Below are 25,979 nucleotides of genomic sequence, written 5' to 3'. Positions count from 1 at the left end.
ATGCCTCACGCCGAACTCGGGTCACCTTTCACGCGATGCGGATACGATCACCCTGCGGGCCGGTGCCACGGGAGCACCGGTGAAAGGGGTGACCGTGCACCAGTTGGAGCTCCGGATCGACTCGGGTCCCGAGGCAACCACCGATCAGACCAGCCATCAGGTCAGCAGCCTGTACCGGGATCTGCGCACACTGGGCGTGCTGCGAGTCGAGCGCAAGACCGAGGCGGCCCCTGCCGACTCGATGGCGGGTGTGGGGTACGACCTCGGGGTGCTGGTGCTCAGCGGTGCCTTCTCCGCGGCCGCGCTCAAGGCCGTGAGCAATGTCCTGGTGGCCTTTGTGCAACGCTCGAAGGCGCGGTCCGTCGAGTGGGAGTTCGACGGGAACAAGGGCTCGTTCAGTGCCCTGTCCACCAAGGACCAGCACGCGCTGGTCGAGGCGGTGTCCTCGCGGATCACCGCCGAAACGGTCGGCACGCCGAGCCAGAACATCAGCGGCCAGTCGGGAGTTGGCGATGGCGGGACGCCGGATCGCACTGCTGGTCGCGACTGACGGCTACCAGGACCCCGGTCTCAACCAGCTCAGAGCCCCGGCCCGCGGAGCCTCCGACCTCAAGGCGCTGCTCGAGGACCCCGCGGTCGGCCGATTCGACTTCGTGCGCGAGCTGCTGAACCGGCCCAAGGAGGAGATCGAGAGCGCGATCGAGGAAGTCCTCAGCGACCGCTCCCCCGACGATCTCGTCCTGCTCTACTTCGCCTGTCATGGCATCCGGAACGACGCGGACCGGCTCTTCTTCGCCACCCTGGGGACCCAGCTCAGGCGGCCGCACACCACCGCCGTCCCGGCCGCGTTCATCCACCAACTGCTGGACGAGTGCCAGGCCCGTACCAAGATCGTGCTGCTGGACTGCTGCTACAGCGGGCTCTTCCATCGTGGCACCCCCATGTCCGCCGCCCCGGTCGACGTGGAGAAAGCGCTCGTCGGACGCGGCACGTTCGTCATCACGGCGTCGACCGCGCTGGAGTACGCGTACGAGGGCGAGCACCTGGCCCTGGACAACAGCCTGTCGGCGCCTCGGTTCACCTCCGCCGTCATCGAGGGGCTGAGCACCGGCCTTGCGGACCAGAACCGCGACGGAGTGATCACCCCGGAAGAGCTCTACACCTATGTGCACGACACCGTGATCAACCAGGCCGGGCCCGAGCAGACACCGACCAAGTCGGGCCAGTGCGAGGGGAACGTTCCGCTGGCGTACGCACCCTGGATCGACGCGGCGGCCGGACCCGCCGCCCGGGCGGCCGTGGCGGATGAACTCACGCTCGGCTCCATCCTCCCGCCGCCAGTGGAGACCGTCGACCGGGGTTTCATCTGCGACGCGTGGGAGGGCGCGTCCAGGCTGATGGCGCCTGTCGGCCGCCTGGAGACCGGCTCCGGTGGCGAGTTGATGTGCGTCGACTTCTCCAACAGGGACGGGAACGCGGCAGTCGTCGGAAAGCTGGGCAGCGGCAAGACCACGACGCTGCGCTCGGTGGTCATGTCGCTGGCCCTCACACACACCCCGCACGAAGCCGAGTTCTACCTGCTGGAGGGCGCGGTCAACCGGCTCGGGGTGCTGCGTTCGCTGCCGCATGTACGGATGTTCGCCGCCCCTCATGAACACAGCGCCGTCGAGGGGGCCTTGACCGCGGTCAAGGCCGTCATCTCCACGCGGCGCACCTTGTTCCGCGATCTGGACATCGACTCCATCGAGGCCTTTCGCGCCCTGCGCTCCACGGAGCGGATCGAGGCGGGCGCGGCGAGCGACGTCTTTCTCGTGGTCGACGGCTGGCTCGACTTCTGCTGGGAGAACCCCGCGTTCGCGGACGAGGTGCACCGCCTGGCCAACACCGGACTGAACTACGGAGTCCATCTCCTGGTCACCGCCCGGCGCTGGAGCGACTTCTCCACCGACCTGCTCGGTCTCCTCGGTACCCGCGTGGAACTCGCCCTGGACGACCCGGAGGAGTCCCACGTCGACCCGGCGCTGTCGTCGGGCGTCACCGTCGGCTGGGCGCTGTTCCGGCGCCGGCGTTTCCGTGTCGCGGTCCCGCGGTTCGACGACGGCACCGGGCCCGTCGCGGCGCGCCAGTCCCTGACCGAGACCGCGGAACGGGTGCGGGAGGGGTGGATGCCGCTTCGGGAAGGCCGAGGCGTCGTTCGTCCGGCAAGTTCCAGGGCGGCGTCGTTCACCGGACTGCTGGGCATCGACCATGCCGCGGCGCTGGACATGCCGGCCCTGCTGCACCGGCAGCTGGCCCTTGGCCCGCTGGACGTGCCGATCGGGGTGGGTGAGAACGGCCGGCCCGTGCGGCTCGACATCAAGGACAGCTCGCAGCACGGAATGGGCCCGCACGGCCTGGTCGTGGGGGCGACCGGATCGGGCAAGTCCGAGCTGCTGCGCACGCTGGTACTCGGCCTCGCCGCCACCCACTCCTCCGAGGAACTCAACTTCGTCCTGGTCGACTTCAAGGGAGGCGCGACCTTCGCCGGCATGGCGGGCCTGCCGCATGTCTCGGCCCTCATCACCAACCTCGCCGACGATCTGACCCTCGTCGAGCGGATGCGTGAAGCGATCGACGGCGAACTCCACCGGCGCCAGCAACTGCTGCGGAACGCAGGGGGATACACGAGCCTCCATGAGTACCGGAGGAGCGACCCGAGCTCCGGTCGGCCCCCGCTGCCCACACTTCTCCTGGTGATCGACGAGTTCTCGGAACTCATGTCCGCGCAACCGGACTTCATCGACCTGTTCATTCAGATCGGCCGTGTCGGCCGGGCGCTCGGAGTTCATCTGCTGCTCGCCACACAGCGCCTCGAAGAGGGCGGACTCCGAGGGTTCGACGCCCATCTCTCCTACCGCATCGGACTGCGAACGTTCTCCGCCGCCGAGTCACGGGCGGTGCTCGGTTACCCCGACGCGTACCATCTGCCGGCGGACCCCGGCGCCGGATACCTCAAGGCCGGCACGGAACTGGTCCGCTTCAAGGCCGCGTACGTCTCCGGCCCGCGCCCCGATGCGGACAAGGCAGACGGGGGCGGCACCCTGCTGGATGTCATCGTCGGCCAACTGGCGGCGACGGGCCCTCCCGCGCACCGGATCTGGCTGCCTCCGCTGGCCGAATCGCCTTCCGTGGAGGGGTTGTTGGCACCGGCCGCAGAGGCAACCGCCGGCGGTCTGCGGGTGCCCTTCGCCCTGGCCGACAAGCCGTTCGAGCAGCGCCAGGACGGCGTCGGCCTGGACTTCTCGGGGGCCGGCGGCCACGGCCTGATCATCGGGGGCCCGCAGTCCGGGAAGTCCACCCTGCTCACCACGCTGGTGGCCGCGTTCGCCCTCACCCACACCCCGCTCGAAGTGCAGTTCTACTGCCTCGACTTCGGTGGCGGCAGACTGGGTGCGGTGGCCGGACTGCCCCATGTCGGGGGCGTCGCCACCCGGCTGGCCACAGAACGGGTGCGGCGCACCGTGGCCGATGTGGCGGGCATCCTCGAAGAAAGGGAGAGGTTCTTCCACGCCCACGGCATCGACTCCATGGCGCAGTACCGGCTCGGGCGCGCGGCCGGTGAGTGGCAGGACCAGCACTGGGGCGATGTCTTTCTGGTCATCGACGGCCTGTCGACCTTCCGCAATGACTACGAGGCCCTCGAACCCGTCATCGCCGAGATCGCCTCGCGAGGCCTGGGCTTCGGGGTGCATCTCCTGATCAGCGCCTCACGGTACTCGGAAGTCCGCCCCATGCTGCGGGATCAGCTGCTCAGCAGGGTCGAGCTGCGGCTCGGCGACCCGACGGAGTCGGAAGTCGACCGCGGGCAGGCCGCTCGCGTTCCCATGGGCGTCCCGGGCCGCGGGCTGTCCAAGGACAAGCTGCACTTCCTGACAGCGCTTCCCACCCACTCCCACGCGCTGGAGGTCGGGTATGACCTGTCCGAGGCGACGGCCCAACTGGTCGCCTCGGTGCGCGACAACTGGTCGGGCCCGGTAGCCCGCCCGGTGCGTACCCTCCCGGAACTGCTGCCCGCCGCCGAGCTGCCCAGGCCCCGCGACGCGAACGTCCCCGACCACCACCTCGCCATCGGCATCGACGACGCCAGGCTGTCCCCGGTGTTCCTCAACTTCGAGGCCGACCCCCTGTTCATCGCCTTCGGCGACCACGAATCCGGCAAGTCCTCGTTCCTGCGGCTGCTGGCGCGTCAGATCGCATCGACGCATACACCGAAGCAGGCCATGCTGATCGTGGCCGACTACCGCCGGTCCCTGCTCGGGGAACTGCCGAGCGAGCACGTACGCGAGCACTGCACGACAGGGCCTGCACTTCTCGAAGTGCTGGAAAGACTGTCCGACTCCCTCACCCGGCGCATGCCCGGGCCCGACGTGACGCCCGAGCAACTCCGCAGCCGCAGCTGGCACGATCTGCCGGACGTGTACGTACTCGTAGACGACTACGACCTGGTGGCCGCCAGCGGCACCAATCCCCTCGTACCTCTCCTGGAACATCTGCCGTACGCCCGCGACCTCGGTCTGCGCGTGGTGGTGGCCCGCAGCACGTACGGGGCCGCGAGGTCGACGTACGAGGTGTTCCTGCACCGCATGGGGGAACTCAGTGCGCAGGGCGTCGTACTCTCCGGCGATCCGTCCGAAGGCACGCTGCTGGGGTCGGTCAGGCCGAGCAGGCAGCCGCCCGGGCGCGGGACCCTGGTCAGCCGGCACTCCGCTCCTCGGGGCATACAGCTCGCTTATGCCCCCTCGAAGTACGCTCAGGCCACCGACCCGATCCGCCCCACCGAAGCGGACACCGAAGCCGAAGCCGCATCATGATGAATCGGCGTGTGCGCCCCGGTGAGCGAAACCCCGCTCCCCCCACGCCGGTTGGCCACGATCTCCGCGGCGATCGACAGCGCCGTCTCCTCAGGCGTACGGGCGCCCAGGTCCAGCCCGATCGGAGAGCGGAGCCGCGTCAACTCCAGCTCGCTCACGCCCACTTCCCGCAAGCGTTCGTTCCGGTCGAGGTGGGTTCGCCGTGAGCCCATCGCCCCCACGTACGCGACCGGAAGCCGTAGCGCGAGCTGGAGGAGCGGGACGTCGAACTTGGCGTCGTGGGTGAGTACGCACAGCACCGTCCGGGCGTCCACCTCCGTGCGGGCCAGGTACCGGTGCGGCCAGTCGACGACGATCTCGTCGGCGTCGGGGAAGCGGGCGGCCGTCGCGAAGACCGGGCGGGCGTCGCACACCGTCACGCGGTACCCCAGGAACCTGCCGATGCGTACCAGCGCCGACGCGAAGTCGATCGCACCGAAGACGATCATGCGGGGCGGCGGTACCGACGACTCCACCAGAACCGTGAGCGGTGCTCCACAACGAGAGCCCTGCTCCCCGATCTCCAGGGTGCCGGTACGGCCCGCGTCCAGGAAGGCGGCCGCCTCGCCCACCACGGTCCGGTCCAGCTCGGGATGGGCGCCGAAGCCCCCCTCGTACGAGCCGTCGGGGCGCACGACAACGGCGCGCCCCAGCAGTTCGGCGGGGCCGGTCACGATCCGCGCGACCGCGGCCGCCTCCCCGCCCGCCGCGGCGGCCAGCGCGGCCGCGAGCACCGGCCGGGCGCTATCGCCGGAGCGGACCGGCGTCACCAGGATGTCGATGACGCCGCCGCACGTCAGCCCCACCGCGAACGCGTCGTCGTCGCTGTAGCCGAAGCGTTCGAGGGCCGACTCCCCGTCCTCCAACGCCTGTTGGCACAGTTCGTAGACCGCACCCTCCACGCAGCCGCCGGAGACCGAGCCGATCGCCGTGCCGTCGGAGTCGACGGCTAGTGCGGCTCCCGGCTGGCGGGGTGCGCTGCCGCCGACGGCCACCACGGTGGCCACGGCGAAGTCGCGTCCCCGCTCGACCCACCGGTGCAGCTCTTCGGCGATGTCCAGCATGTCTCGGTCTCCTTGGACGATGTAGCAGCGGTTGCGCGGAGGGATCCAGAAGGGCGTGCGTGTCAGTGCACGCCCATCCAGCTCTCGATCGGGTTGAGGGCGAAGAAGACGACGAAGATCACCGTCAGGCCCCACATGAACGCCCCGATCTCCCGGGCCTTGCCCTGGGCGATCTTGATGGCGACATAGCTGATGACTCCGGCCGCGACCCCCGCGGTGATGGAGTACGTGAACGGCATGATCACGACGGTCAGGAAGACCGGGATCGCGGTGGCGCGGTCGGCCCAGTCCACGTGCCGGGCGTTCATCATCATCATGGCGCCGATGACGACCAGAGCAGCCGCCGCGACCTCACCGGGGACGATCGCGGTGAGCGGTGTGAAGAACAGGCAGGCCGCGAAGAACAGACCGGTGATCACCGAGGACAGGCCCGTACGGGCGCCCTCCCCGACGCCCGTCGCCGACTCGACGAAGACCGTCTGGCCCGAGGCGCCGGCGACACCGCCGACCGCTCCGCCCGCGCCGTCGATGAACAGTGCCTTGGACAGACCCGGCATCCGGCCCTGCGCGTCGGCCAGCTTGGCCTCCGTGCCGACGCCGATGATCGTGGCCATCGCGTCGAAGAACCCGGCGAGCACCAGCGTGAAGACGATCATGCCGACCGTCATCGCGCCGACCTGGCCCCAGCCGCCGAACTCGACGTCGCCGAAGAGCGAGAAGTCCGGCATCGAGACCGCGCTGCCGTGCAGTTCGGGGGCGCCGCTCGCCCACTGCTTGGGGTCGATGACACCGAGGGCGTTCAGTACGACGGACAGGATCGTGCCCACGACGATGCCGATCAGGATCGCGCCAGGGATGGCGCGGGCCTGGAGCATGAAGATCAGCAGGAGCGTCGCCGCGAAGAGCAGCACGGGCCAGCCGGCGAGTTCACCGGCCGGGCCGAGGGAGACCGGGGTCGCCTCGCCCTGGTGGACGAAGCCCGCCTTCACCAGGCCGATCAGCGCGACGAACAGGCCGATGCCCATGGTGATCGCGTGCTTCAGCGCCAGCGGGATGGCGTTCATGATCATCTCGCGCAGGCCGGTGACGACCAGGAGCATGATGACGACGCCGTACATCACGCACATGCCCATGGCCTGCGGCCAGGTCATCTGCGGGGCTACCTGCGAGGAGAGCACACCGGAGACGGAGAGTCCGGCGGCGAGGGCGAGCGGCACCTTGCCGAAGAAGCCCATGAGGAGCGTGCTGAAGGCCGCCGCGAACGCGGTCGCGGTGATCAGTGCCTGCTGGCCGAGCGTGTTCCCGGCGACGTCCTTGCCGGACAGGATCAGCGGGTTGAGCAGCAGGATGTACGCCATCGCCATGAAGGTCGTGACGCCGCCGCGCACCTCACGCGCGACGGAGCTACCCCGCTGGGATATGTGGAAGTACCGGTCGAGCCAGGACCGTCCGGCCGGGACGCGGCTACCCGCGCCCGCGTCGTCCGCGACGGTCTTCGGCTCCAGTGACTGCTGGGTCATGTGGGCCTGCTCCCAAGGTTCAAAGGGACACCCGCGCAAGCCGCCCTGACGGCCGCTCAACCACTTGGGTGGCTGCGGGATTTGGGAAAGTGCTTCGGCCGCACGACCCGGGGGACGGCCCGAGACGAACGTTTCTTGACATGTGATGGTGTGACACGTGGTGGTGCATCAAGTTCCGCGAGCGGTGCGGTACTTGAGTACTCCGGGCGACGCGGCGAAGTGTGACGTTCCCCGCGCCGCCCGGAGAGTGCTAGGCGGTGCCGGTGAGGTGCTCGGGCCGTACCGGCGTCCGGTTGAGCTCCAGGCCCGTCGCGTTCCGGATCGCCGCGAGGACGGCCGGGGTGGACGACAGGGTCGGTGCCTCGCCGATGCCACGGAGCCCGTACGGGGCGTGGGCGTCGGCGAGTTCGAGCACGTCGACCGGGATGGTCGGCGTGTCGAGGATGGTGGGGATCAGGTAGTCCGTGAAGGAGGGGTTGCGCACCTTCGCGGTGACCGGGTCGACGATGATCTCCTCCATGACCGCCACGCCCAGGCCCTGGACGGTGCCACCCTGGATCTGGCCGATGACGGACAGCGGGTTGAGCGCCTTGCCGACGTCCTGGGCGCAGGCCAGTTCGATGACCTTGACCAGACCGAGTTCGGTGTCCACCTCGACGACGGCACGGTGCGCGGCGAAGGTGTACTGGACATGGCCGAAGCCCTGCCCGGTGCGCAGGTCGAAGGCCGCCGTCGGACGGTGCCGCCACTCCGCCTCGATCTCGACGGCCTCGTCCTCCAGGACGTCCGCCAGGTCGGCGAGGACCTCACCGCCGTCGGTGACGACCTTGCCGCCCTCCAGGAGCAGTTCGGCGGTGGCCCAAGCCGGGTGGTAGGTACCGAACTTGCGGCGGCCGAGCTCCAGGACCTTCTCGCGGACGAGCTCGCAGGAGTTCTTGACGGCGCCACCGGTGACGTACGTCTGGCGCGACGCGGACGTCGAACCGGCGCTGCCCACCTGTGTGTCGGCCGGGTGGATCGTCACCTGCGTGACACCCAGCTCGGTACGGGCGATCTGCGCGTGGACGGTGACACCGCCCTGGCCGACCTCCGCCATGGCCGTGTGCACGGTGGCCACCGGCTCCCCGCCGACGACCTCCATCCGCACGCGAGCGGTCGAGTAGTCGTCGAAGCCCTCGGAGAAGCCGACGTTCTTGATGCCGACCGCGTAGCCGACGCCGCGTACGACGCCTTCGCCGTGCGTGGTGTTGGAGAGGCCGCCCGGGAGCTGGCGTACGTCGGCGGCCTCGCCGGCCGCGAGCCACTGCTGCTCCGGCGGCATCGGCATCGCCTTGACGCGGCGCAGGAGTTCGGCGACCGGCGCCGGGGAGTCGACCGGCTGCCCGGTCGGCATGACCGTCCCCTGCTCCATCGCGTTGAGCTGCCGGAACGCGACCCGGTCCATGCCCACCTTGTCGGCGAGCTTGTCCATCTGGGCCTCGTACGCGAAGCACGCCTGCACCGCGCCGAAGCCGCGCATGGCGCCGCAGGGCGGGTTGTTGGTGTAGAGCGCGATGGCCTCGATGTCGACGTCCTCGATGACGTACGGGCCCGCGCCCAGCGACGCGGCGTTGCCGACGACGGCCGGGGAGGCGGAGGCGTACGCGCCGCCGTCCAGGACGATCCGGGCCTTCAGGTGCGTGAGCTTGCCGTCCTTGGTCGCCCCGTGCTCGTAGTGGAGCTTGGCGGGGTGGCGGTGGACATGCCCGAAGAAGGACTCGAAGCGGTTGTAGACGATCTTGACGGGCTTGCCGGTGCGCAGGGCGAGCAGGCAGGCGTGGATCTGCATCGACAGGTCCTCGCGGCCGCCGAACGCGCCGCCGACGCCGGAGAGCGTCATCCGGACCTTGTCCTCGGGCAGGCCGAGGACAGGGGCGATCTGCTTGAGGTCGGAGTGCAGCCACTGGGTCGCGATGTAGAGCTCGACGCCGCCGTCCTCGGACGGCACGGCGAGGCCGGACTCCGGGCCGAGGAACGCCTGGTCCTGCATGCCGAAGGTGTAGTCGCCCTCGACGATGAAGTCGGCGCGCTCCCGGGCCGCCGCGACATCGCCGCGGATGATCGGCTGACGGTGCACGATGTTCGGGTGCGGGACATGGCCGATGTGGTGGTCGTCGCGGCCCTCGTGGATGAGGATCGCGTCCGGCGCGGTCGCGGACGCCTCGTCCCTGATGACCGGCAGGTCGCGGTACTCGACCTTGATCTTGGCGGCGGCGCGGCGCGCGGTCTCCGGGTGGTCGGCGGCGACGATCGCGACCGGCTCGCCGTGGTGGCGGACCTTGCCGTGGGCGAGGACCGGGGTGTCCTGGATCTCCAGGCCGTAGTTCTTCACCGCTGTCGGCAGGTCGTCGTACGTCAGGACGGCGTAGACGCCGGCCTGTGCGAGCGCCTCGGAGGTGTCGATCGACACGATCTCGGCGTGCGCGACCGTGGAGCGCAGGATCTGGCCCCAGAGCATGTCCTCGTGCCACATGTCCGACGAGTACGCGAACTCGCCGGTGACCTTGAGCGTGCCGTCCGGGCGCAGCGTCGACTCGCCGATGCCGCCCTTGGTCTTGGAGCCCTGGGTGATGTTGGTGGGTGTACCGGTCGTTCCCATGGTCAGACCGCCTCAGACTGCCGGGCGGCCGCCAGACGGACCGCGTCCATGATCTTCTCGTAGCCGGTGCAGCGGCACAGGTTGCCCGAGAGCGCCTCGCGGATGTCCGCGTCGGTCGGCGTCGGGTTGTGCTCCAGCATCTCGTCGGCCGCGACCAGCAGGCCCGGGGTGCAGAAGCCGCACTGGACGGCGCCCGCGTCGATGAACGCCTGCTGGATGGGGGCGAGTTCGCCGCCTTCGCCGGTGTGGGAGTCCTGTGGCTTGGAGTTCCACTGCTGGGCGTCCTGGAGCGACGTGCCCGACGTACCGCAGGCGCCCGTACCGCAGGAGCGCTGCTTCGCGTACTCCGCGAGCCCCTCCACCGTGACGACCTCGCGCCCCTCGACCTGACCGGCCGCGACGAGACACGAACACACCGGTACGCCGTCGAGGCGGACCGTGCAGGAGCCGCACTCGCCCTGCTCGCAGGCGTTCTTGGAACCCGGCAGTCCCATCCGCTCGCGCAGCACGTACAGAAGGGACTCGCCCTCCCACACGTCGTCTGCTTCCTGCTGACGGCCGTTGACCGTGAAATTGACGCGCATTACGCGACTCCCTCCGTGCTGGCGGCGGCGCCGCGGTACGACTCCCAGGTCCAGGTGAGCGTGCGGCGGGCCATGATGCCGACCGCGTGGCGGCGGTAGCTCGCCGTGCCACGGACGTCGTCGATCGGGTTGCAGGCTGCGGAGCAGAGGTCCGCGAACTGCTTGGCGACCGACGGGGTGATGATCCTGCCGTTGTCCCAGAAGCCGCCCTCTTCGAGCGCCGCGTTCAGGAACTCCTCGGCGGCCTTGGCGCGGACGGGCGTGGGCGCGGCGGAACCGATGCCGGTGCGGACCGTGCGCGAGGTCGGGTGCAGGGCTAGACCGAAGGCGCAGACCGCGATGACCATGGCGTTGCGGGTGCCGACCTTGGAGTACTGCTGCGGGCCGTCGGCCTTCTTGATGTGTACGGCCCTGATGAGCTCGTCGGGAGCGAGCGCGTTGCGCTTCACGCCCGTGTAGAACGCGTCGATCGGGATCAGGCGGGTGCCGCGGACGGACTCGGCCTCGACCTCGGCGCCCGCCGCGAGAAGGGCGGGGTGGGCGTCGCCGGCCGGGGAGGCGGTGCCGAGGTTGCCGCCGACGCCGCCGCGGTTGCGGATCTGCGGGGAGGCCACCGTGTGGGAGGCGAGGGCAAGGCCGGGCAGCTCGCCGCGCAGCTGCTCCATGATCTTGGTGTAGGGAACGGAGGCGCCCAGGCGCACGCTCTCCTCGCCGACCTCCCAGTCGCTCAGCTCGCCGATGCGGTTCAGATCGAGGAGGTACCCGGGCCTGCGGTGGTCGAAGTTGATCTCGACCATCACATCGGTGCCACCCGCAATCGGCACAGCGGTGGGGTGCTCAGCCTTGGCGGCGAGCGCCTCCTCCCAGCTGGCGGGGCGAAGGAAGTCCATGAGTGGCTCTCTTCATTCGTATCGTGGTGGTCGCGGTGGTTCTGATCAAGCCAGATCGGGTGCGGCGGGCCCGGCTCGTTCATGAGTTGTTTACGCGGAGTGGGGCCAGTACACAGCGCCGTGCTCCATGGGGGTCAGTCACTGAAACCATGAAGGAGTTGGCTGGCCAGGGTGCGCATCTTGTAGATTCGTATGAACGGAGGCCGTCAGTAACCTCCCTGTTCTTCCCTGGAAACAGTGAGCACAGCTCTCGAAAGCCCAGGACACAGGCTCAGGCGGGTGGTGAATCCTCCCGCGGGGTCTTCACCCCAGAGCCATACAGATCCATCGTAGATTTCGAGACAAAGATCGGCGGCGACGAGAATGCGGCTGCGCGCACTGCTGGACACCGACGCGCTGGGCCTGCGGCTGCTCGGCGGCGAGAACGAGCTGGACCGCACCGTACGCGGTGTGATGACCACGGACCTCAAGGACCCCAGCCGCTATCTCTCGGGCGGCGAGCTGGTCCTCACCGGTCTCGCCTGGCGGCACGACGCCGCCGACTCCGAGCCCTTCGCACGCATCCTCGCGGGCGCCGGGGTCGCGGCCCTCGCCGCGGGTGAGGCGGAGCTCGGCGACGTCCCGGACGATCTGATCCAGGCCTGCGCACGGCACCGGCTGCCGCTGTTCGGGGTGAACGAGTCGGTGGCCTTCGCGACGATCACCGAGCACGTCGTACGGCAGGTGTCGGGCGAGCGGGCCGGGGATCTGGCGGCCGTGGTGGACCGGCACCGGCGGATGATGACGTCCGGCCCCGCGGGCGGCGGACCCGATGTGGTCCTGGACCTGCTCGGCTCCGACCTGGATCTGCGGGCGTGGGTGCTCTCCCCCACCGGACGGCCCATAGCGGGCTCGAAGCTCGCGGGGGCCGCGCTGCCCGCGGACGTCTGCGCCGAGCTGGCCGCCGCGCATCTGGCGGCGGCGCGCACCGGGCGCCGGGGGCCGCACCGGGTCGCGGTCGGCACGACGACGTACTCGCTCTTCCCGGTCCCCTCCTCGGGCCGCTCCGCGGGTGCGTCCCGGGACGTGCGCGAGACGGTGCTCTCCGACTGGCTGCTCGCGGTCGAGGCGGACGCCGGGGACTGGCCCGACGAGCGGCTCGATCTGCTCCAGGGCGTCACCCAGCTGATCTCGGTGGAGCGGGAGCGGCGGGACGCGGCGCGCACGGTGCGGCGGCGGCTCGCGCAGGAGGTCCTGGAGCTGGTGCAGACGGGCGCCGCGCCCGCCGAGATCGCGGCGCGGCTGCGGGTCGCCGCTCCGGTGCTGCTGCCGGGGCTCGGCGCGGCCCCGCACTGGCAGGTGGTGGTGGCCCGCGTCGAGTGGGACGGCGGCGACATCGCGGGCGGCCCGGTCGCCCAGGCCCTCCTGGAGGAGATCCTCGTCAACCCGCGGTCGGCGGGCCCCGAGCACTCCGACCGCATCGCCGTCGCGCACACCGGCGAGGAGGCGATCGCCCTGCTGGCGCTCCCCGCGGTGTCCTCGGAGCACGACGGCTCGGAGTCCGGGCTGGTGGCCGACACGCTTCTTGAGGCCGTACGGGACCCACTGACGGCCGGCCTGAACGACGACGGGCGGCTCACACTCGGCGTCAGCGCCTCCGTGCACTCGGCGGAGGGGCTGCGCGGCGCGCTGGAGGAGGCCCGGCACGCCCGTCGGGTCGCCGCGGCGCGCCCCGGGCGGGTGTGCGCGGCCGGGCACCAGGAACTGGCCTCGCACGTGCTGCTGCTGCCCTTCGTGCCGGACGACGTGCGCCGGGCGTTCACGGCCCGGCTGCTCGATCCGCTGCGGGATTACGACCGTCGCCATCGCGCCGAGCTGATTCCCACCCTGGAGGCGTTCCTCGACTGCGACGGCTCCTGGACGCGCTGCGCCACCCGTCTCCACCTGCACGTCAACACGCTGCGCTATCGCGTGGGGCGTATCGAGCAGTTGACGAGTCGTGATCTTTCGCGCCTGGAGGACAAGCTGGACTTCTTCCTGGCACTGCGAATGAGCTGATTTCTGGCTCCTCGGATGCGCCGAGTGACAGCCATGACTTTGTGAAATCCTTCACCCACCCCCTTGGCCGGGCCCGGTGATCCGTGCTGAGATGCCACCACTCAACAGCTCAATGGTGTGCTCGGGGAGGGCAACGTGGCGCATTCCGCCATGTCTGGTTCCGGAACGACCGCAGGTGACGATCCACTCCAGACCGCGGTATGGCGGCTGCGCTCGCGGGCCTGCTGGGCCGACGCGGCGGCGCTGCTCGATCCGCGCACCGCGGGAGCGGCCTTGCAGAGGGCGTCGCTTCTCGTGGAGGGGTGTCTGTACACCGAGCAGGGCTGGGCCGAGGCGGAGGACGCGCTACGGACGGCGGAGGCGGTGGCCCGGACCGACGACGAGCGGGGTGCGGCGGCGTGTGAGCGCGGGCAGCTCGCGTACGCGGCAACGCTGCTCGGCGTACGGGACCGGGCGGACGAGGCGCGGGCCGCGCTGAGCCGGGCCGCCGCGCTGACCACACCCGGGGCGCCCGGGCGGGCGCTCCTGGACTTCCGGCGCGGTCTGGTCGCCCAGAACCTCGCGCACTCACCGGAGTCCGCCCGCGCCGCCTACCGGCGTGCCCACGCCGGCGCCACGGCGCAGGGCGACCTGTTGCTGCTCTCGTTCACCTGGCGCCACCTCGCCGGACTCGCCCTGCAAGAGGGCGAGTTGGCGGAGGCCCGGCACGGCTTCGCCGAATCCCTGCGTATCCGCGAGGAGTTGGGCTTCCTCGTCGGTACGGTCCCCGCCCTCGCCTCGCTCGCGGACGCCGAGACCGAGCCGGAGGCGTCCCGGCTACGCGCCGAGGCAGGACGGCTGTTCCGGCTCCTGGGCGGCGTACCGACCTGGCTGGCGCAGCAGTTGGATCCGCCGGCGGCGACGGCATAGCTGTCGCTAGCTGTTCTGGACGTCCGCCCACAGGTTCTGGACGAACGTCCAGGCCGCGGTGCGCAGTTCGGGGTTCTGGACGAAGAGGACGACGACGCCCACGAGGAGGGCCAGCTGCAGCAGGCCGCCGAGGCAGGAGCCCCCGCGGCGGCCTTGTTCGTTCATCTGGCGGAATCGGCGCAGATCGTCGGAGCGTTGCGGGCCTGGAGCGGGATACATCGTCGGTCGCCCCCGAGGATAGGAGTGGTCGTTCCTGTGCGGGGGAGCACGCCACCGGCCGACCACCGGGTTGCTCCTGTAAGGGACTTGTCGCGCGGAACCCACACGTCCGTGACACGGGTGCCTCGAAGGGGACATACCGGCGACGTGTGCGAAGGTCACGCGCCCGCGAAGTGCTCCCGTACGAGCGACTGCACGACCGTCAGGTCCTGGGCGACGAGCGCCTCCAGGAGGGCGGTGTGTTCGGCGGCGTCGGCGACGAGGTCGGCGCGGCCGCGGGTGGCGGGGCCGCCGACCAGGGGCCACTGGGCGCGGCGGTGCAGGTCGTCGGCGATCCGCACCAGCTGGCTGTTGCCGGCGAGGGCGAGGACCGCGCGGTGGAAGACGCGGTCGGACTCGGCGTAGGTCGCGCGGCAGCCCAGGGACGCGGCCCGTACCGTGGCGTCGGCGAGCGGGCGCAGCTCGGACCAGCGCGCGGCGGGCACCGTGCGGGCCAGCCGCAGCATCACCGGGACCTCGATCAGGGCACGGATCTCGGCGAGCTCGGCGAGCTCGCGTGTGCCGCGTTCGACGACCCGGAACCCGCGGTTGGGTACGACCTCGACGGCGCCTTCGAGCGCGAGCTGTTGCATCGCCTCGCGTACGGGCGTCGCGGACACCCCGAAGCGCTCACCGAGCACGGGCGCCGAGTAGACCTCCCCCGGCGCGAGCTCGCCCGCGACGAGTGCGGTGCGCAGGGCGTCGAGGATCTGCCCACGTACGGAGGCACGCTGTACGACGGGACGCGCGCCCTCGGCGCGGGGGCGTGGGATGGGCGCCTCGCTGTGCGTGTGCTCGCCACGAACCTCGGCGCCGACAGCGGGCGGTTCGGCGGCTCCGGTGGCCGCGGCCACCGCGGAGGCTCCGGGGGCGGCGACACCCCGCTCCCGGTCCACATCCACGGCCTGCGGCTGCGCGGGCACGCGGACGGCCGCCGTACGCATGTCCGGGATTCCCACTCCGGTGGAGCCGTACGCGCTGCGCGGGCCGGCCTGCTCCACGGGAACCTCCTCCGGGCTTGTCGGCACTTGGGGGCCAATGCGGTGGTTGTTACTCGTCCGTCAAGCACCATAGGCCCAGTAGCCGCCAGTTCAAACATCGCTCGCACCGGGTAAGGTAAGGCTTACCTGTCAACGATCGTGAAGCGATGGTCCCCGCATGCGCGTTCCCGCCCCGACCGCAGGTGCCTCGGCCCTGGCCGGCGCACGTCCGGCCCGTTCGGCCGTCGCGGACACGTACGCCCGGCTGACCGGGGTCTTCCCCGGACTGAGCGTCATGGAACTCGAGCCCGGGGAAGCGGCCCCTCAGGATGCCGGGTGGGTGGCCGTCGCGGGCCTCGCGGAGGGCGGGGCGGACCTCGACGCGTTCCTGGCGTGGGACGAGGCGCAGGTGATCGAGGACCACGGACAGCAGGCGCGCCCCGACGTGGTGGCGAGCTTCGGACTCCACCGATACGCCTGGCCGGCCTGCCTGCTGATCACCTTGCCGTGGTTCCTGGAGCGGCGCGTCCCCCGCTTCCCTGTGGAGCACGTCACATTCCAGCGCACCCTCGGCCGCATGGCGGTGCGGACCGGCGAATTCGCCTGCCTGCCCGACGACCCCGCGGCGGGCCTGCCCGGCGCCCGCGTCGTACCGGACGAGGAGGCCCTGCGGGCCGAGGTGCGGGCGGCGGTGGCCGAGCACCTGGAACCCGTACTCGGCGGCTTCGGACCGCGCATGCGGCGGCGCGGCCGCGCCCTGTGGGGCATGGCGACCGACGAGATCGTCGAGAGCCTCTGGTACATCGCCGGCCTCCTCGGCGAGGAGCAGCGCGCGATGAGCGAGCTGGAGCTGCTGCTGCCGGGAGCCACCCGGCCGTACGCCGGTTCCGCCGCGTTCCGTGAACTGACCGGCCCGAACGGGGAGTCGCTGCCCACCCGCGACCGGGTGAGCTGCTGCCTCTTCTACACACTGCGCCCCGAGGACACCTGCGCCACCTGCCCGCGCACCAGCGACCCGGACCGCGTCACCAAGTTGATGGACGCCGCGGCCAGTTGAGGCACCCTCGGGAACAAGCCACCCCGCATATGCCCTAAGATCAACTTTCCCGGGGTTTCCCTTGTGAGCACCCCGCAGATTACGGGCGCTTCACAATTTCCTCACACGCCGCAAGCACTTTCCGTTGAACCACCCGTACGGGTAGTGTTAATCGCACTCAACTCCCGTCCCTCGCGCGGTAGTTCGAGCAGAATGTCGCCCTGCGCATCCCCTTGCACTCCGTTGGCGGCCTCTTGCCCCGAAAACCCCTGAGGGCCGATGGGATTGGGCCACTATGACGGGCGTTACGCCCTATCCCAATGCAAGGGACCCCAGATGAGACTGACCGACATATCGCTGAACTGGCTGCTTCCGGGCGCCGTTCTGCTCCTGGGCCTGCTGGCGGCGGTGGCGGTGCTCGCGCGCGGCAAGCGGTCCGGGGCGAAAGCGGCGAGCACGGAAGACACCTGGGAGCGCAGCGAGGAGCGCCGCAGGCGCAAGGAGGCCATATACGGCACGGCCTCCTACGTGTTGCTCTTCTGCTGTGCCGCGGTCGCGGCCGCGCTCTCCTTCCACGGCCTGGTCGGCTTCGGCAAGGAGAACCTGAATCTCTCCGGCGGCTGGGAGTACCTGGTCCCGTTCGGCCTGGACGGCGCGGCCATGTTCTGCTCCGTGCTCGCCGTCCGTGAGGCCAGCCATGGTGACGCCGCGCTCGGCTCCCGGATACTCGTGTGGACCTTCGCCGGCGCCGCCGCCTGGTTCAACTGGGTGCACGCACCTCGTGGCATCGACAACGCGGGCGCCCCGCAGTTCTTCGCCGGAATGTCGCTGTCCGCCGCCGTGCTGTTCGACCGCGCGCTGAAGCAGACCCGCCGTGCCGCGCTGCGTGAGCAGGGCCTGGTCCCGCGTCCGCTGCCCCAGATCCGGATGGTCCGCTGGCTGCGCGCGCCCCGCGAGACATACAGCGCCTGGTCGTTGATGCTCCTTGAGAACGTGCGCACCCTTGACGAGGCCGTGGACGAGGTGCGCGAGGACAAGCGCCAGAAGGAGCAGACCCGACTGCGCCGCCGCAACGAGGAGCGCGTCGAGCGAGCACACCTCAAGGCGCTCAGCCGTGGCCACAAGGCGCTGCCCGGCCCCGGCCCCGGTGGTGGCGGCGGTGGCGGACGGGAGCTTGAGACGGCGACCGTGGAGCGGACCTCCGCCCAGGCCTCCGCGGAGCCTGCCATATCGGCCCCGGAGCAGCTGCCCGTCCGCTCACGGCCCTCGCTCCAGCCCGTCCGCAAGAGCAGCGCCGAACCGTTCACCGTCGATCTCACCGCGGAGGACGACACGATGGCCCTACCGCGTCTCGACTCCCTTGAGCGCAAGCTCAAGGATCTTGAGCAGCAGTTCGGCTAGGACCGACCGGAACCAACGGCCGTTCGGTCAAGGCCGCGAACACTGGAACGGCGGCGCGGTAGCTCTACACCGCGCCGCCGTCCAGTTCGAACCACACCGCCTTGCCCACGCCGTGCGTCCGCACCCCCCAAGTGTCCGCGAGGGACTGGACGAGAACGAGACCTCTGCCGTGCGTACCGTCGTCGGCGATCGGTACCCGCAGCGTGGGCCTGCGTCCTACGAAGTCCCTTACTTCCACCCGGAGTCCGCGAGGCCCGACGGTGGCCGTCAGGACCGCGTCGTGGTCGGTGTGGATGAGTGCGTTGGTGACGAGCTCGCTGGTCAACAGCTCGGCTATCTCCGACCTTCCCGGCCTCCCCCAGTGCCGTAACAGTTCCCGCAGCGCCCTCCGGACCTCGGGCACCGCCCGCAGGTCCGCCCTGCCCAGCCTGCGCCTGAGCTGCGCTCCGCCCGGCTGGTCCCGCACGCCGTCGGCCGCTTCCTCCACCGTTTTTCCGGAGAAGGCCCCGATGGCTGTCGGACCGCCTCCTCGTGCCTGCCTTTTCATGACCCCCGCCTGCGCGCCGATGTCGGTTTTCCTCCCGCTCGAACACGTTCACGGGATCCATGCCCCATCGGGAACACGACAGTCATGTCGAATGGTCAACGACCGTTCGTACGGGGGCGGATGGGGCGGCAGCCCTGGCGGGAAGGACACTCTGGTGGAGGCGGTGCGTCTGCCGTTCGAGACGGTGCCCATCCCGGGGATCCCGCCCGCCTGCGGACCGACCTCGGTGAAGACACTCCGGCTGGGGGCGATCGGCCCAACTACCCATGCACCACTGCCGATCCGGTCGTATACAGCCCGTCCGTCGTCCGGGGACGAGGAAGTTCGGGGCGATACGGGGGAAAGCCGACCCCTAGCGCTACGAGGGAGAGTCGACCTCCTAAGGACGCGGCACGTTCCGCAGGTTGGAGCGGGCCATCTGCACCATCCGCCCCACTCCCCCGTCCAGCACGATCTTCGAGGCCGACAGCGCGAAGCCGGTCACCATATCCGCGCTGATCTTCGGCGGGATGGACAGGGCGTTGGGGTCGGTGACGACGTCCACGAGGGCGGGGCCCTTGTGCTTGAAGGCGTCCTTGAGGGCGCCGGCGAGTTCCTTGGGCTTCTCGACGCGCACACCGTATGCGCCGCAGGCGCGGGCCACGGCCGCGAAGTCGGGGTTCTTGTTCGTGGTCCCGAACGAGGGCATCCCGGCGACCAGCATCTCCAACTCGACCATGCCCAAGGAGGAGTTGTTGAAGAGGACGATCTTCACCGGCAGGTCGTACTGGACGAGGGTGAGGAAGTCGCCCATCAGCATGGAGAATCCGCCGTCCCCTGACATCGACACGACCTGCCGCTTCCGGTCGGTGAACTGGGCGCCGATGGCCATCGGCAGCGCGTTCGCCATGGAACCGTGCGAGAACGAACCGATCACGCGGCGGCGGCCGTTGGGCGTGATGTAGCGGGCCGCCCACACATTGCACATGCCTGTGTCGACGGTGAACACCGCGTCCTCGTCGGCGAGTTCGTCGACGAGGGAGGCGACGTACTCGGGGTGGATCGGGACGTGCTTCTCCGCCTTCCTCGTGTACGCCTTGATGACTCCTTCGAGCGCGTCGGCGTGCTTCTTCAGCATCTTGTCGAGGAAGCGCCGGTTCTCCTTGGGCTTCACACGCGGGGTGAGACAGCGCAGGGTCTCCTTCACATCACCCCACACGGCCAGTTCCAGCTTGGAGCGGCGGCCCAGGCGCTCGGGGCGGACATCGACCTGGGCGATCTTGACGTCGTCGGGGAGGAAGGCGTTGTACGGGAAGTCGGTGCCGAGCAGGATGAGGAGATCGCACTCATGAGTTGCCTCGTAGGCGGCGCCGTAGCCGAGGAGGCCGCTCATGCCGACGTCGTACGGGTTGTCGTACTGGATCCACTCCTTGCCCCGCAGCGCGTGCCCGACCGGGGACTTGATCTTCTCCGCGAACTCCATGACCTCGGCATGCGCGCCCGCGGTGCCGCTGCCGCAGAAGAGGGTGACCCTGTCCGCCTCGTCGATCATCGCGACGAGCTTGTCGATCTCGGCGTCGCCCGGGCGGACGCTGGGCCGGGAGGTGACGAGGGCGGTCTCCAGGGTCTTGTCGGGGGCGGGCTCGGAGGCGATGTCGCCGGGGAGCGAGACGACGCTGACGCCGGACTGGCCCACCGCGTGCTGGATGGCGGTCTGGAGCAGCCTCGGCATCTGCTTCGGGTTGGAGATCATCTCGTTGTAGTGGCTGCACTCGTTGAACAGCCGCTCCGGGTGGGTCTCCTGGAAGTAGCCGAGGCCGATCTCGCTGGAGGGGATGTGCGAGGCGAGGGCCAGCACTGGGGCCATCGAGCGGTGGGCGTCGTACAGGCCGTTGATCAGGTGCAGGTTTCCGGGGCCGCAGGAGCCGGCGCAGGCGGCGAGCTTGCCGGTGACCTGGGCCTCGGCGCCCGCGGCGAAGGCGGCGGTCTCCTCGTGCCGGACATGGATCCAGTCGATGGCGGAGTTGCGCCGGATCGCGTCCACGACCGGGTTGAGGCTGTCGCCGACGACGCCGTACAGGCGCTTCACTCCCGCGCGGACGAGGATGTCGACGAACTGTTCGGCGACGTTCTGCTTGGCCATGACTTCACGTGCCCTTCGGTATCCGGAGATCCCTCTGGGTTCCATGAATTCACAGGGCCAAGCGTTACGCCTCCCAAACGGCCGCCGCTGTTCGATCATCGGCGTATCCCTTGACCCGCACCTGGGTGTCCGTGAGGAACGCGGCGAGACCGGGCGGGTCCGCCGCCGACCATCGCGCCGTCAGATGCTCCGCGAGCTCGGGTTCGCCGCGCAGCGGCTCCGCCAGGCCGCCGGTGCACAGCAGGAGCGTGTCACCCGGGCGGGCGACGGAGGCACGGAAGCGGAACGGGGCGCGGGGCGGCTCGGCGATCGCCTCGTACGGGCTCGGGGGTGTCGTGATCCCCAGGTCCATGGTGAGCCGGTCGCCCTCCGGGGTCTCGTGGGGCAGCGATCCGAAGCCGACCACGGCCTCGCCGGTGGCGTCGGCGACCCGCGGCTCGATGTCCTGCCACTCGCCGTCCCGCAACCGGAACAGGCCCCCGGCCCCGACGCCGAAGAAGACGCGCGTACGGCACTCGGGATCGGCGGGCAGCAGCAGGCACCGCAGGCTCGCGGTGTACTCCTCGGGTTCGATGCCCTGCTCGGCCGCGCTCGCCCGCAGTTTGCCGAGGCTGCGGTCGGTGAGCCGGTGCAGCCCCGACTTCAGGTCACCGCGCCGGGCGGCCCTGATGTCCTCGGCCAGCCGTGCGTGACTGCGCCCGACGGCCCGCCCGATCCACTGGCAGGCCTCGGCCGCCGCCAGGTGCGCGCCGGGCGTGGCCCGGGCCCCGGTCGCCATCGCGACGAGCACGAGCGCCTGCTCCCCCGTCCCGAACCGGGCGGTGAGCAGCGAGTCCCGGCGTGGCTCGCCCCGGTAGCGCGCGGAGTCCCCGCGTACGGAGACGGCCCGCAGCGTGCTGGTCCCGTAGCGCGCGCCGTCCAGCACCGTGTCGGCGACCAGGTCGTCGAGTTCGTCCGGGTCGGCGGGCGGGAGGGTGGTGGGCTCGGCGTCGTAGGTGGGCGGGCCCGAGCCGACGTAGTCGACGTAGTCGATGGCGGGAGGCTGGTGGAGGACGGAGAGGGTGGGTTCGTGGTCCGGGCGGGCCGGGAGTGGCGGAGGTGACGGGGCGTCCTCGGGCACGGGGGCGTTCGAGACCGGAGCGTCCGAGACCGGAGCGTTCGACGCGGGAGAAGCCGGAGTGTTCGAGGCGGGTACGGCCGCCGCGGGTGGCTCCGTGGACGTACGGCTCGGGGGCTGCTGCGGGCGGAATCCCGGCGGGGTCGGCCCCGGCGGGAAGATGGCGGGAACGGACGGGTCGGCGGCCGGCCATGTGGGCAGACCGGTGGGCGGACCCGGGGGCGGAGCGACAGGCGGACCGGCGGGCGGGGCCTGCCAGGGACCGGGGTCGGGGCTCCGTCTGAGGCCGGGGCTCGGCTGGGGGGCGTCGCCGCGGTCCCAGCGACCGGGGCGCTGCTCGGGTACGGCGGGGGGCCGCTCCGGCTGAGGCGGGACGTCAAGCTCGGGCGTCGGCGCCGGTCGCGGAGCGGGCGCGGGCTCAAGACTCACCGTCCCCGCGACCGACGCGAACCGGTCGTCCAGGGAATCGGCCACGGCCGCGGGCCCCGTGTCCTCGGTGGAGTCGTCGTACAACTGCCCCCACCAGTCGTCCTCATGACCGGTGGGCTTCTCCCCCTGCTGGCTCATGCCCCTAATTGTCCACCGCGGGAGCCGGATGAAAACGGGGCATCCGGAAAAACCGGCCAAGGGACTGGTCCTCGAACGGCGTGTCGGATGAACCGTCGAACGGCGATACGAGGGAAACCGGTACGCACCGGGCGCGGGTGGATAAGGAAAACCGGTACGCGCCAGGCCCGGACGGATGAGGAAAACCGGTATCCGCAGGGCCCCGGACGGACGGATACCGCCGGGCGGTCCCACCCCCCACGGGAGAACCGCCCGGCGGCGCCGGAGTGACCGGGCCCGGCGCACGCCATGGGCCCAGGCCACAGTCTGGGTGACCGAATTGTCGTTGGTGTCGGTCTGTTCGGCCGAGTGTGACTGGCTTTCCTGAAGCTCCGCTGTGATTCACGGTCACAACTCGACCCACCCATGATGGCCCTGAACAGGGCATTACGGGCGGTGTTTGGTACTGCGGTGGCGTGAGCTTGTCAGAGAGGCGGGGGGTACGGCGATGATGTGCGGAGGCGGGTTTGCGCCGTGGCTGTTTTCCGCCATGGGCACCACCGACCTGCTGAAACGATTCCTTGGGGAGGAACGTCGCCGCATGCTGGGAGCGATAGGTCTGGACGAGACGCACGAGACGGCGTACCGGGCGCTGGTGTCCGTGGGCGCCGCAGACGTGCCCGATCTCGCGCGACGGCTCACGCTCGGCGAGTACGACACGGAACGCGCCCTTCGCCGCCTTGAGCGGCACGGACTCGCGGCACAGTCGTCGGCGCGCCCGGGCCGCTGGGTCGCCGCCCCTCCCGGTGTGGCGCTCGGCGCACTGCTGACCCAGCAGCGGCACGAGCTGGAGAAGGCGGAACTGGCGGCCGCACTGCTCGCCGAGGAGTACCGCGGGCAGGCCGCCGAGCCCGCCGTGCACGACCTGGTCGAGGTGGTGATCGGCGCCGCGGCGGTCGCGCAGCGGTTCCTGCAACTCCAGCTCGGCGCGACCGAGGAGGTGTGCGCGCTGGTCACCGGGAATCCGGTCGTCGTCTCCGGGATGGAGAACGACGCGGAGGAACAGGCCGCGGGCCGTGGGGTCCGTTACCGCGTGGCCGTCGAGCGTGCGGTCCTCGACCTGCCCGACGGGATCACCGAGCTGTCCGCCGCGCTCGGCCGGGACGAGCAGGTGCGGGTCGTGGACAAGGTGCCGACCAAGCTGGTGATCGCCGACCGAACGCTCGCGATGGTGCCGCTCACCTCGCGCACCGCGGAGCCCGCCGCGCTGGTCGTCCACGAGAGCGGACTGCTCGAGCTGCTCTCCGGGCTGTTCGAGTCGGTATGGCGGGACGCGCTGCCGCTGCGGCTCGGCAGTGCGGGGCTCACGGAGCAGGAGGCGGACGGCCCGGACGGCACCGATCTGGAGATCCTGTCCCTGCTGCTGGCCGGGCTGACCGACGCGAGCGTCGCCAAGCAGCTCGATCTGGGGCTACGGACCGTGCAGCGCCGAGTGAAGCGGCTGATGGAGCTGGCGGCCGTGACGACCCGGCTCCAGCTAGGCTGGCACGCGTACGAGAAGGGCTGGGTGGCGCGGGACTGACCTGCGGTTTCTCGCCGACTCAGTCAGGCTGGGCAGATGGGAGCGTGGGAACTCCTGCTGGTCGGGGTGGTGATACTGCTCGGCCTGGCCGGAGTACTGGTGCCCGGCGTACCGGGGTCGTGGCTCGTATGGGCCGCGGTCCTGTGGTGGGCGCTGGAGGACACCCGGGCGCTCGCCTGGGTCGTGCTCGTGGGCGCGACCGTGATCCTGCTGCTGTCCCAGGCGGTCCGGTGGACGCTGCCACCCCGACGGATACGGGAGAGCGGGGCAACCCCTCGAATGGCGGTATACGCCGGGTCCGGGGCGCTGCTCGGCTTCTTTCTGGTGCCGGTGGCCGGTGCGATACCCGGCTTCCTCTGCGGGATCTATCTCTCCGAGCGACTGCGCCTGGGCGGGCACGGGCAGGCGAGGGCGTCGGTGCGGACGGCGATGCGGGCAGGCGGGTGGAGTGTGCTGACGGAGCTGTTCACGTGCTTGCTGATCATGGGGGCGTGGTTGGGGGCGGCGGTGTGGGGCTGAGCTCTACGGCTTGCGGCCCGGCTCTTTTGATCAAGGCATTCAGGGTGTCAGCTGATCAAGGAATTCAGGGTGCCAGCGTGGCCAGGTCGATCGAGTCGGCCATCGCCTTCATGCCCGCGTCGTTGAAGTGGAGGTGGTCGCCGGGGTCGTAGGCCGGGAGGATACGGCTCCGGTCGGCCGGGTCGCGGACGACGGCGTCGAAGTCGACGACCGCGTCGAAGAGACCGCCTGTGCGGACCACGGTGTTGACCTCCTGGCGCACGGTCTCGCGGGCTTGCGTGTAGGCGCTGTGTCCGCCGTACGGGGTGAGTGTCGCGCCGATGACACGGATTCCGCGGGAGTGCGCGCGGTTCACCAGGCTGCGGTACGCGTCCTCGATGGCGTCGGGGTCCGTCTGCTCCGGGGTGCCCTTGATGTCGTTGATGCCCTCCATCAGGATCACCACGCGTACGCCGGTACGGGAGAGGGCGTCGGCGTCGAGGCGGTCCAGGGCGCTGGGGCCGTTTCCCTCAAGGAGGAGGCGGTTTCCGGAGATCCCCGCGTTGAGGACGCCGAGCCGGCGGTTCGACGGGAGGTCCTTCAGACGGTCGGCGAGCCGGTCGGGCCAGCGGTGGTTGGCGCTGAACGAGGAGCCGGTGCCGTCGGTGATGGAGTCGCCGAGCGCGACCACACTGCCGGCGGCGGAGGTGCCGAGCACGTCGACACCGGTCACGTAGTACCAGTTGCCGATGCTGACCGTGTACGCGGTGCCGCTCTCCTCGGTGGTCCGGTCGCCTGCGGGTGCAACGAAGTTGGCCTGGATGGCGGAGCGGTGGTAGGTCGCCGGGCCCGAGTCGGTGGGGGTGTGTACCGAGACCAGGAGGTTGGCGTCGGCGGGGATCGGGAGGTACACGGGGTCGGTCACCAGGTCCTGGCCCGCCGGGATCGTCACCGTACCGGCGCCCCCGAAAGTGGCGGTGCGCATCGAACCGGCGACGGCCTTCGGACTGCTCGGCGCGCCCGGTTCCTGCAAGGCGACGGTGACAGCGCCGAGTTGGAGCGGCTTTGTGCCGAGCCGGTTGGAGATCCGGATACGGGCGGCGCTGCCGCCGACGCTGGTGTGCACGACGTTGCGAATCGTGGCGCCGGGCAGCGCGGGGACGGTGCCGGAGGCGGCGCCTTCCCAGGTTCCGGTCCACGTGGGGGTGGGGGCGAGGGCGAACGGGCCGAGGGCCGGCGCCGCGTCGGCTCTCGCGGACGGTGGGGCGAGAACGAGGGTCGTCACCAGGACCGCGAGGACATGCCGGACCTTGATCGCGCGGGTCATGGGCCCAAGGATTCCCGAGCGGTCGTCCCCACCA

General features: G+C 70.5%; 19 protein-coding genes. 8 read left to right on the top strand and 11 right to left on the bottom strand.

Annotated elements, in window-relative coordinates; genetic code table 11:
* Nucleotides 1-79: 79 nt before the first annotated feature.
* Both AB0N66_RS01590 and eccCb read left to right on the top strand, forming a co-directional pair.
* Nucleotides 80-550 carry a hypothetical protein gene (locus tag AB0N66_RS01590; RefSeq protein WP_365426872.1) on the top strand — a complete coding sequence of 157 codons (471 nt, stop codon included), beginning with the start codon at nucleotides 80-82 and terminating at the stop codon, nucleotides 548-550.
* Nucleotides 513-4,850 (top strand): type VII secretion protein EccCb, encoded by a 4,338-nt coding sequence (gene eccCb, locus AB0N66_RS01585; protein WP_365426869.1) that lies wholly within the window; start codon nucleotides 513-515, stop codon nucleotides 4,848-4,850. Before AB0N66_RS01590 ends, eccCb begins: the two co-directional genes overlap by 38 nt.
* On the opposite strand, the gene AB0N66_RS01580 is transcribed toward eccCb, so the two are convergent.
* From AB0N66_RS01580 to AB0N66_RS01560, 5 genes are all read right to left on the bottom strand, one after another.
* On the bottom strand, nucleotides 4,790-5,953 hold the full coding sequence (locus AB0N66_RS01580; RefSeq protein WP_365426866.1) for an XdhC/CoxI family protein: 1,164 nt from the start codon (nucleotides 5,951-5,953) through the stop codon (nucleotides 4,790-4,792). The two genes, eccCb and AB0N66_RS01580, sit on opposite strands and share 61 nt — an antisense overlap.
* A gap of 62 nt (nucleotides 5,954-6,015) precedes the next feature.
* A complete protein-coding gene (locus AB0N66_RS01575) occupies nucleotides 6,016-7,473 on the bottom strand; it encodes an NCS2 family permease (protein WP_365426863.1) in 1,458 nt (485 codons plus the stop codon).
* Between the two features lie 250 nt (nucleotides 7,474-7,723).
* A complete protein-coding gene (locus AB0N66_RS01570; protein WP_365426860.1) occupies nucleotides 7,724-10,111 on the bottom strand; it encodes a molybdopterin cofactor-binding domain-containing protein in 2,388 nt (795 codons plus the stop codon).
* A 2-nt stretch (nucleotides 10,112-10,113) separates the two neighbouring features.
* The gene (locus AB0N66_RS01565) at nucleotides 10,114-10,695 is read right to left on the bottom strand and encodes a (2Fe-2S)-binding protein (protein ID WP_266473784.1); all 582 of its coding nucleotides are present in this window, start codon (nucleotides 10,693-10,695) and stop codon (nucleotides 10,114-10,116) included.
* Nucleotides 10,695-11,585 carry a xanthine dehydrogenase family protein subunit M gene (locus AB0N66_RS01560; RefSeq protein WP_365426856.1) on the bottom strand — a complete coding sequence of 297 codons (891 nt, stop codon included), beginning with the start codon at nucleotides 11,583-11,585 and terminating at the stop codon, nucleotides 10,695-10,697. The genes AB0N66_RS01565 and AB0N66_RS01560 overlap by 1 nt, the downstream gene beginning before the upstream one ends.
* 363 nt (nucleotides 11,586-11,948) lie before the next feature.
* On the opposite strand from AB0N66_RS01560, the gene AB0N66_RS01555 reads away from it, so the two are divergent.
* Nucleotides 11,949-13,622, top strand: coding sequence for a PucR family transcriptional regulator ligand-binding domain-containing protein (locus tag AB0N66_RS01555; protein ID WP_365426853.1), 1,674 nt, complete (start codon nucleotides 11,949-11,951; stop codon nucleotides 13,620-13,622).
* A gap of 135 nt (nucleotides 13,623-13,757) precedes the next feature.
* A complete protein-coding gene (locus tag AB0N66_RS01550; protein WP_365426851.1) occupies nucleotides 13,758-14,531 on the top strand; it encodes a hypothetical protein in 774 nt (257 codons plus the stop codon).
* Between the two features lie 6 nt (nucleotides 14,532-14,537).
* Here AB0N66_RS01550 and AB0N66_RS01545 read toward each other — a convergent pair whose 3' ends face one another.
* A complete protein-coding gene (locus AB0N66_RS01545; protein WP_365426848.1) occupies nucleotides 14,538-14,696 on the bottom strand; it encodes a hypothetical protein in 159 nt (52 codons plus the stop codon).
* A 212-nt stretch (nucleotides 14,697-14,908) separates the two neighbouring features.
* Nucleotides 14,909-15,733, bottom strand: coding sequence for a GntR family transcriptional regulator (locus AB0N66_RS01540; protein ID WP_365427297.1), 825 nt, complete (start codon nucleotides 15,731-15,733; stop codon nucleotides 14,909-14,911).
* A 331-nt stretch (nucleotides 15,734-16,064) separates the two neighbouring features.
* Here AB0N66_RS01540 and AB0N66_RS01535 point away from each other — a divergent pair, with 331 nt between their 5' ends.
* On the top strand, nucleotides 16,065-16,826 hold the full coding sequence (locus AB0N66_RS01535; RefSeq protein ID WP_365427294.1) for a (2Fe-2S)-binding protein: 762 nt from the start codon (nucleotides 16,065-16,067) through the stop codon (nucleotides 16,824-16,826).
* 315 nt (nucleotides 16,827-17,141) lie between these two features.
* Entirely contained in the window at nucleotides 17,142-18,206 is a 1,065-nt protein-coding gene (locus AB0N66_RS01530; protein WP_365426846.1) for a DUF2637 domain-containing protein, read from the top strand.
* A 64-nt stretch (nucleotides 18,207-18,270) separates the two neighbouring features.
* Here the strand turns inward: AB0N66_RS01530 and AB0N66_RS01525 are convergent, their stop codons facing one another.
* From AB0N66_RS01525 to AB0N66_RS01515, 3 genes are all read right to left on the bottom strand, one after another.
* Nucleotides 18,271-18,753: an ATP-binding protein gene (locus AB0N66_RS01525; protein ID WP_365426843.1), complete on the bottom strand. Its 483-nt coding sequence runs from the start codon at nucleotides 18,751-18,753 to the stop codon at nucleotides 18,271-18,273.
* 379 nt (nucleotides 18,754-19,132) lie between these two features.
* On the bottom strand, nucleotides 19,133-20,875 hold the full coding sequence (locus AB0N66_RS01520) for a pyruvate dehydrogenase (RefSeq protein ID WP_365426841.1): 1,743 nt from the start codon (nucleotides 20,873-20,875) through the stop codon (nucleotides 19,133-19,135).
* A gap of 64 nt (nucleotides 20,876-20,939) precedes the next feature.
* On the bottom strand, nucleotides 20,940-22,559 hold the full coding sequence (locus tag AB0N66_RS01515) for a protein phosphatase 2C domain-containing protein (protein WP_365426838.1): 1,620 nt from the start codon (nucleotides 22,557-22,559) through the stop codon (nucleotides 20,940-20,942).
* A 580-nt stretch (nucleotides 22,560-23,139) separates the two neighbouring features.
* On the opposite strand from AB0N66_RS01515, the gene AB0N66_RS01510 reads away from it, so the two are divergent.
* The gene (locus tag AB0N66_RS01510) at nucleotides 23,140-24,120 is read left to right on the top strand and encodes a winged helix-turn-helix transcriptional regulator (RefSeq protein WP_365426836.1); all 981 of its coding nucleotides are present in this window, start codon (nucleotides 23,140-23,142) and stop codon (nucleotides 24,118-24,120) included.
* A 36-nt stretch (nucleotides 24,121-24,156) separates the two neighbouring features.
* Nucleotides 24,157-24,639 (top strand): DUF456 domain-containing protein, encoded by a 483-nt coding sequence (locus tag AB0N66_RS01505; protein WP_365426833.1) that lies wholly within the window; start codon nucleotides 24,157-24,159, stop codon nucleotides 24,637-24,639.
* Between the two features lie 64 nt (nucleotides 24,640-24,703).
* Here AB0N66_RS01505 and AB0N66_RS01500 read toward each other — a convergent pair whose 3' ends face one another.
* A complete protein-coding gene (locus AB0N66_RS01500) occupies nucleotides 24,704-25,945 on the bottom strand; it encodes an SGNH/GDSL hydrolase family protein (RefSeq protein WP_365426831.1) in 1,242 nt (413 codons plus the stop codon).
* Nucleotides 25,946-25,979 lie beyond the last annotated feature (34 nt).

The sequence above is a fragment of the Streptomyces sp. NPDC093544 genome (assembly GCF_040683495.1).
Lineage (GTDB): Bacteria > Actinomycetota > Actinomycetes > Streptomycetales > Streptomycetaceae > Streptomyces.
This window is presented reverse-complemented; position numbering and strand designations above follow the sequence as displayed.

What these genes read in the sequence shown, in the direction of transcription:
- eccCb (WP_365426869.1), top strand. Translation starts at nt 513, where the DNA reads ATGGCGGGACGCCGGATCGCACTGCTGGTCGCGACTGACGGCTACCAG.
- AB0N66_RS01580 (WP_365426866.1), bottom strand. Translation starts at nt 5,953, where the DNA reads ATGCTGGACATCGCCGAAGAGCTGCACCGGTGGGTCGAGCGGGGACGC.
- AB0N66_RS01575 (WP_365426863.1), bottom strand. Translation starts at nt 7,473, where the DNA reads ATGACCCAGCAGTCACTGGAGCCGAAGACCGTCGCGGACGACGCGGGC.
- AB0N66_RS01570 (WP_365426860.1), bottom strand. Translation starts at nt 10,111, where the DNA reads ATGGGAACGACCGGTACACCCACCAACATCACCCAGGGCTCCAAGACC.
- AB0N66_RS01565 (WP_266473784.1), bottom strand. Translation starts at nt 10,695, where the DNA reads ATGCGCGTCAATTTCACGGTCAACGGCCGTCAGCAGGAAGCAGACGAC.
- AB0N66_RS01560 (WP_365426856.1), bottom strand. Translation starts at nt 11,585, where the DNA reads ATGGACTTCCTTCGCCCCGCCAGCTGGGAGGAGGCGCTCGCCGCCAAG.
- AB0N66_RS01555 (WP_365426853.1), top strand. Translation starts at nt 11,949, where the DNA reads ATGCGGCTGCGCGCACTGCTGGACACCGACGCGCTGGGCCTGCGGCTG.
- AB0N66_RS01545 (WP_365426848.1), bottom strand. Translation starts at nt 14,696, where the DNA reads ATGAACGAACAAGGCCGCCGCGGGGGCTCCTGCCTCGGCGGCCTGCTG.
- AB0N66_RS01540 (WP_365427297.1), bottom strand. Translation starts at nt 15,733, where the DNA reads ATGCGTACGGCGGCCGTCCGCGTGCCCGCGCAGCCGCAGGCCGTGGAT.
- AB0N66_RS01535 (WP_365427294.1), top strand. Translation starts at nt 16,065, where the DNA reads ATGGAACTCGAGCCCGGGGAAGCGGCCCCTCAGGATGCCGGGTGGGTG.
- AB0N66_RS01530 (WP_365426846.1), top strand. Translation starts at nt 17,142, where the DNA reads ATGAGACTGACCGACATATCGCTGAACTGGCTGCTTCCGGGCGCCGTT.
- AB0N66_RS01525 (WP_365426843.1), bottom strand. Translation starts at nt 18,753, where the DNA reads ATGAAAAGGCAGGCACGAGGAGGCGGTCCGACAGCCATCGGGGCCTTC.
- AB0N66_RS01520 (WP_365426841.1), bottom strand. Translation starts at nt 20,875, where the DNA reads ATGGCCAAGCAGAACGTCGCCGAACAGTTCGTCGACATCCTCGTCCGC.
- AB0N66_RS01515 (WP_365426838.1), bottom strand. Translation starts at nt 22,559, where the DNA reads ATGAGCCAGCAGGGGGAGAAGCCCACCGGTCATGAGGACGACTGGTGG.
- AB0N66_RS01510 (WP_365426836.1), top strand. Translation starts at nt 23,140, where the DNA reads ATGCTGGGAGCGATAGGTCTGGACGAGACGCACGAGACGGCGTACCGG.
- AB0N66_RS01505 (WP_365426833.1), top strand. Translation starts at nt 24,157, where the DNA reads ATGGGAGCGTGGGAACTCCTGCTGGTCGGGGTGGTGATACTGCTCGGC.
- AB0N66_RS01500 (WP_365426831.1), bottom strand. Translation starts at nt 25,945, where the DNA reads ATGACCCGCGCGATCAAGGTCCGGCATGTCCTCGCGGTCCTGGTGACG.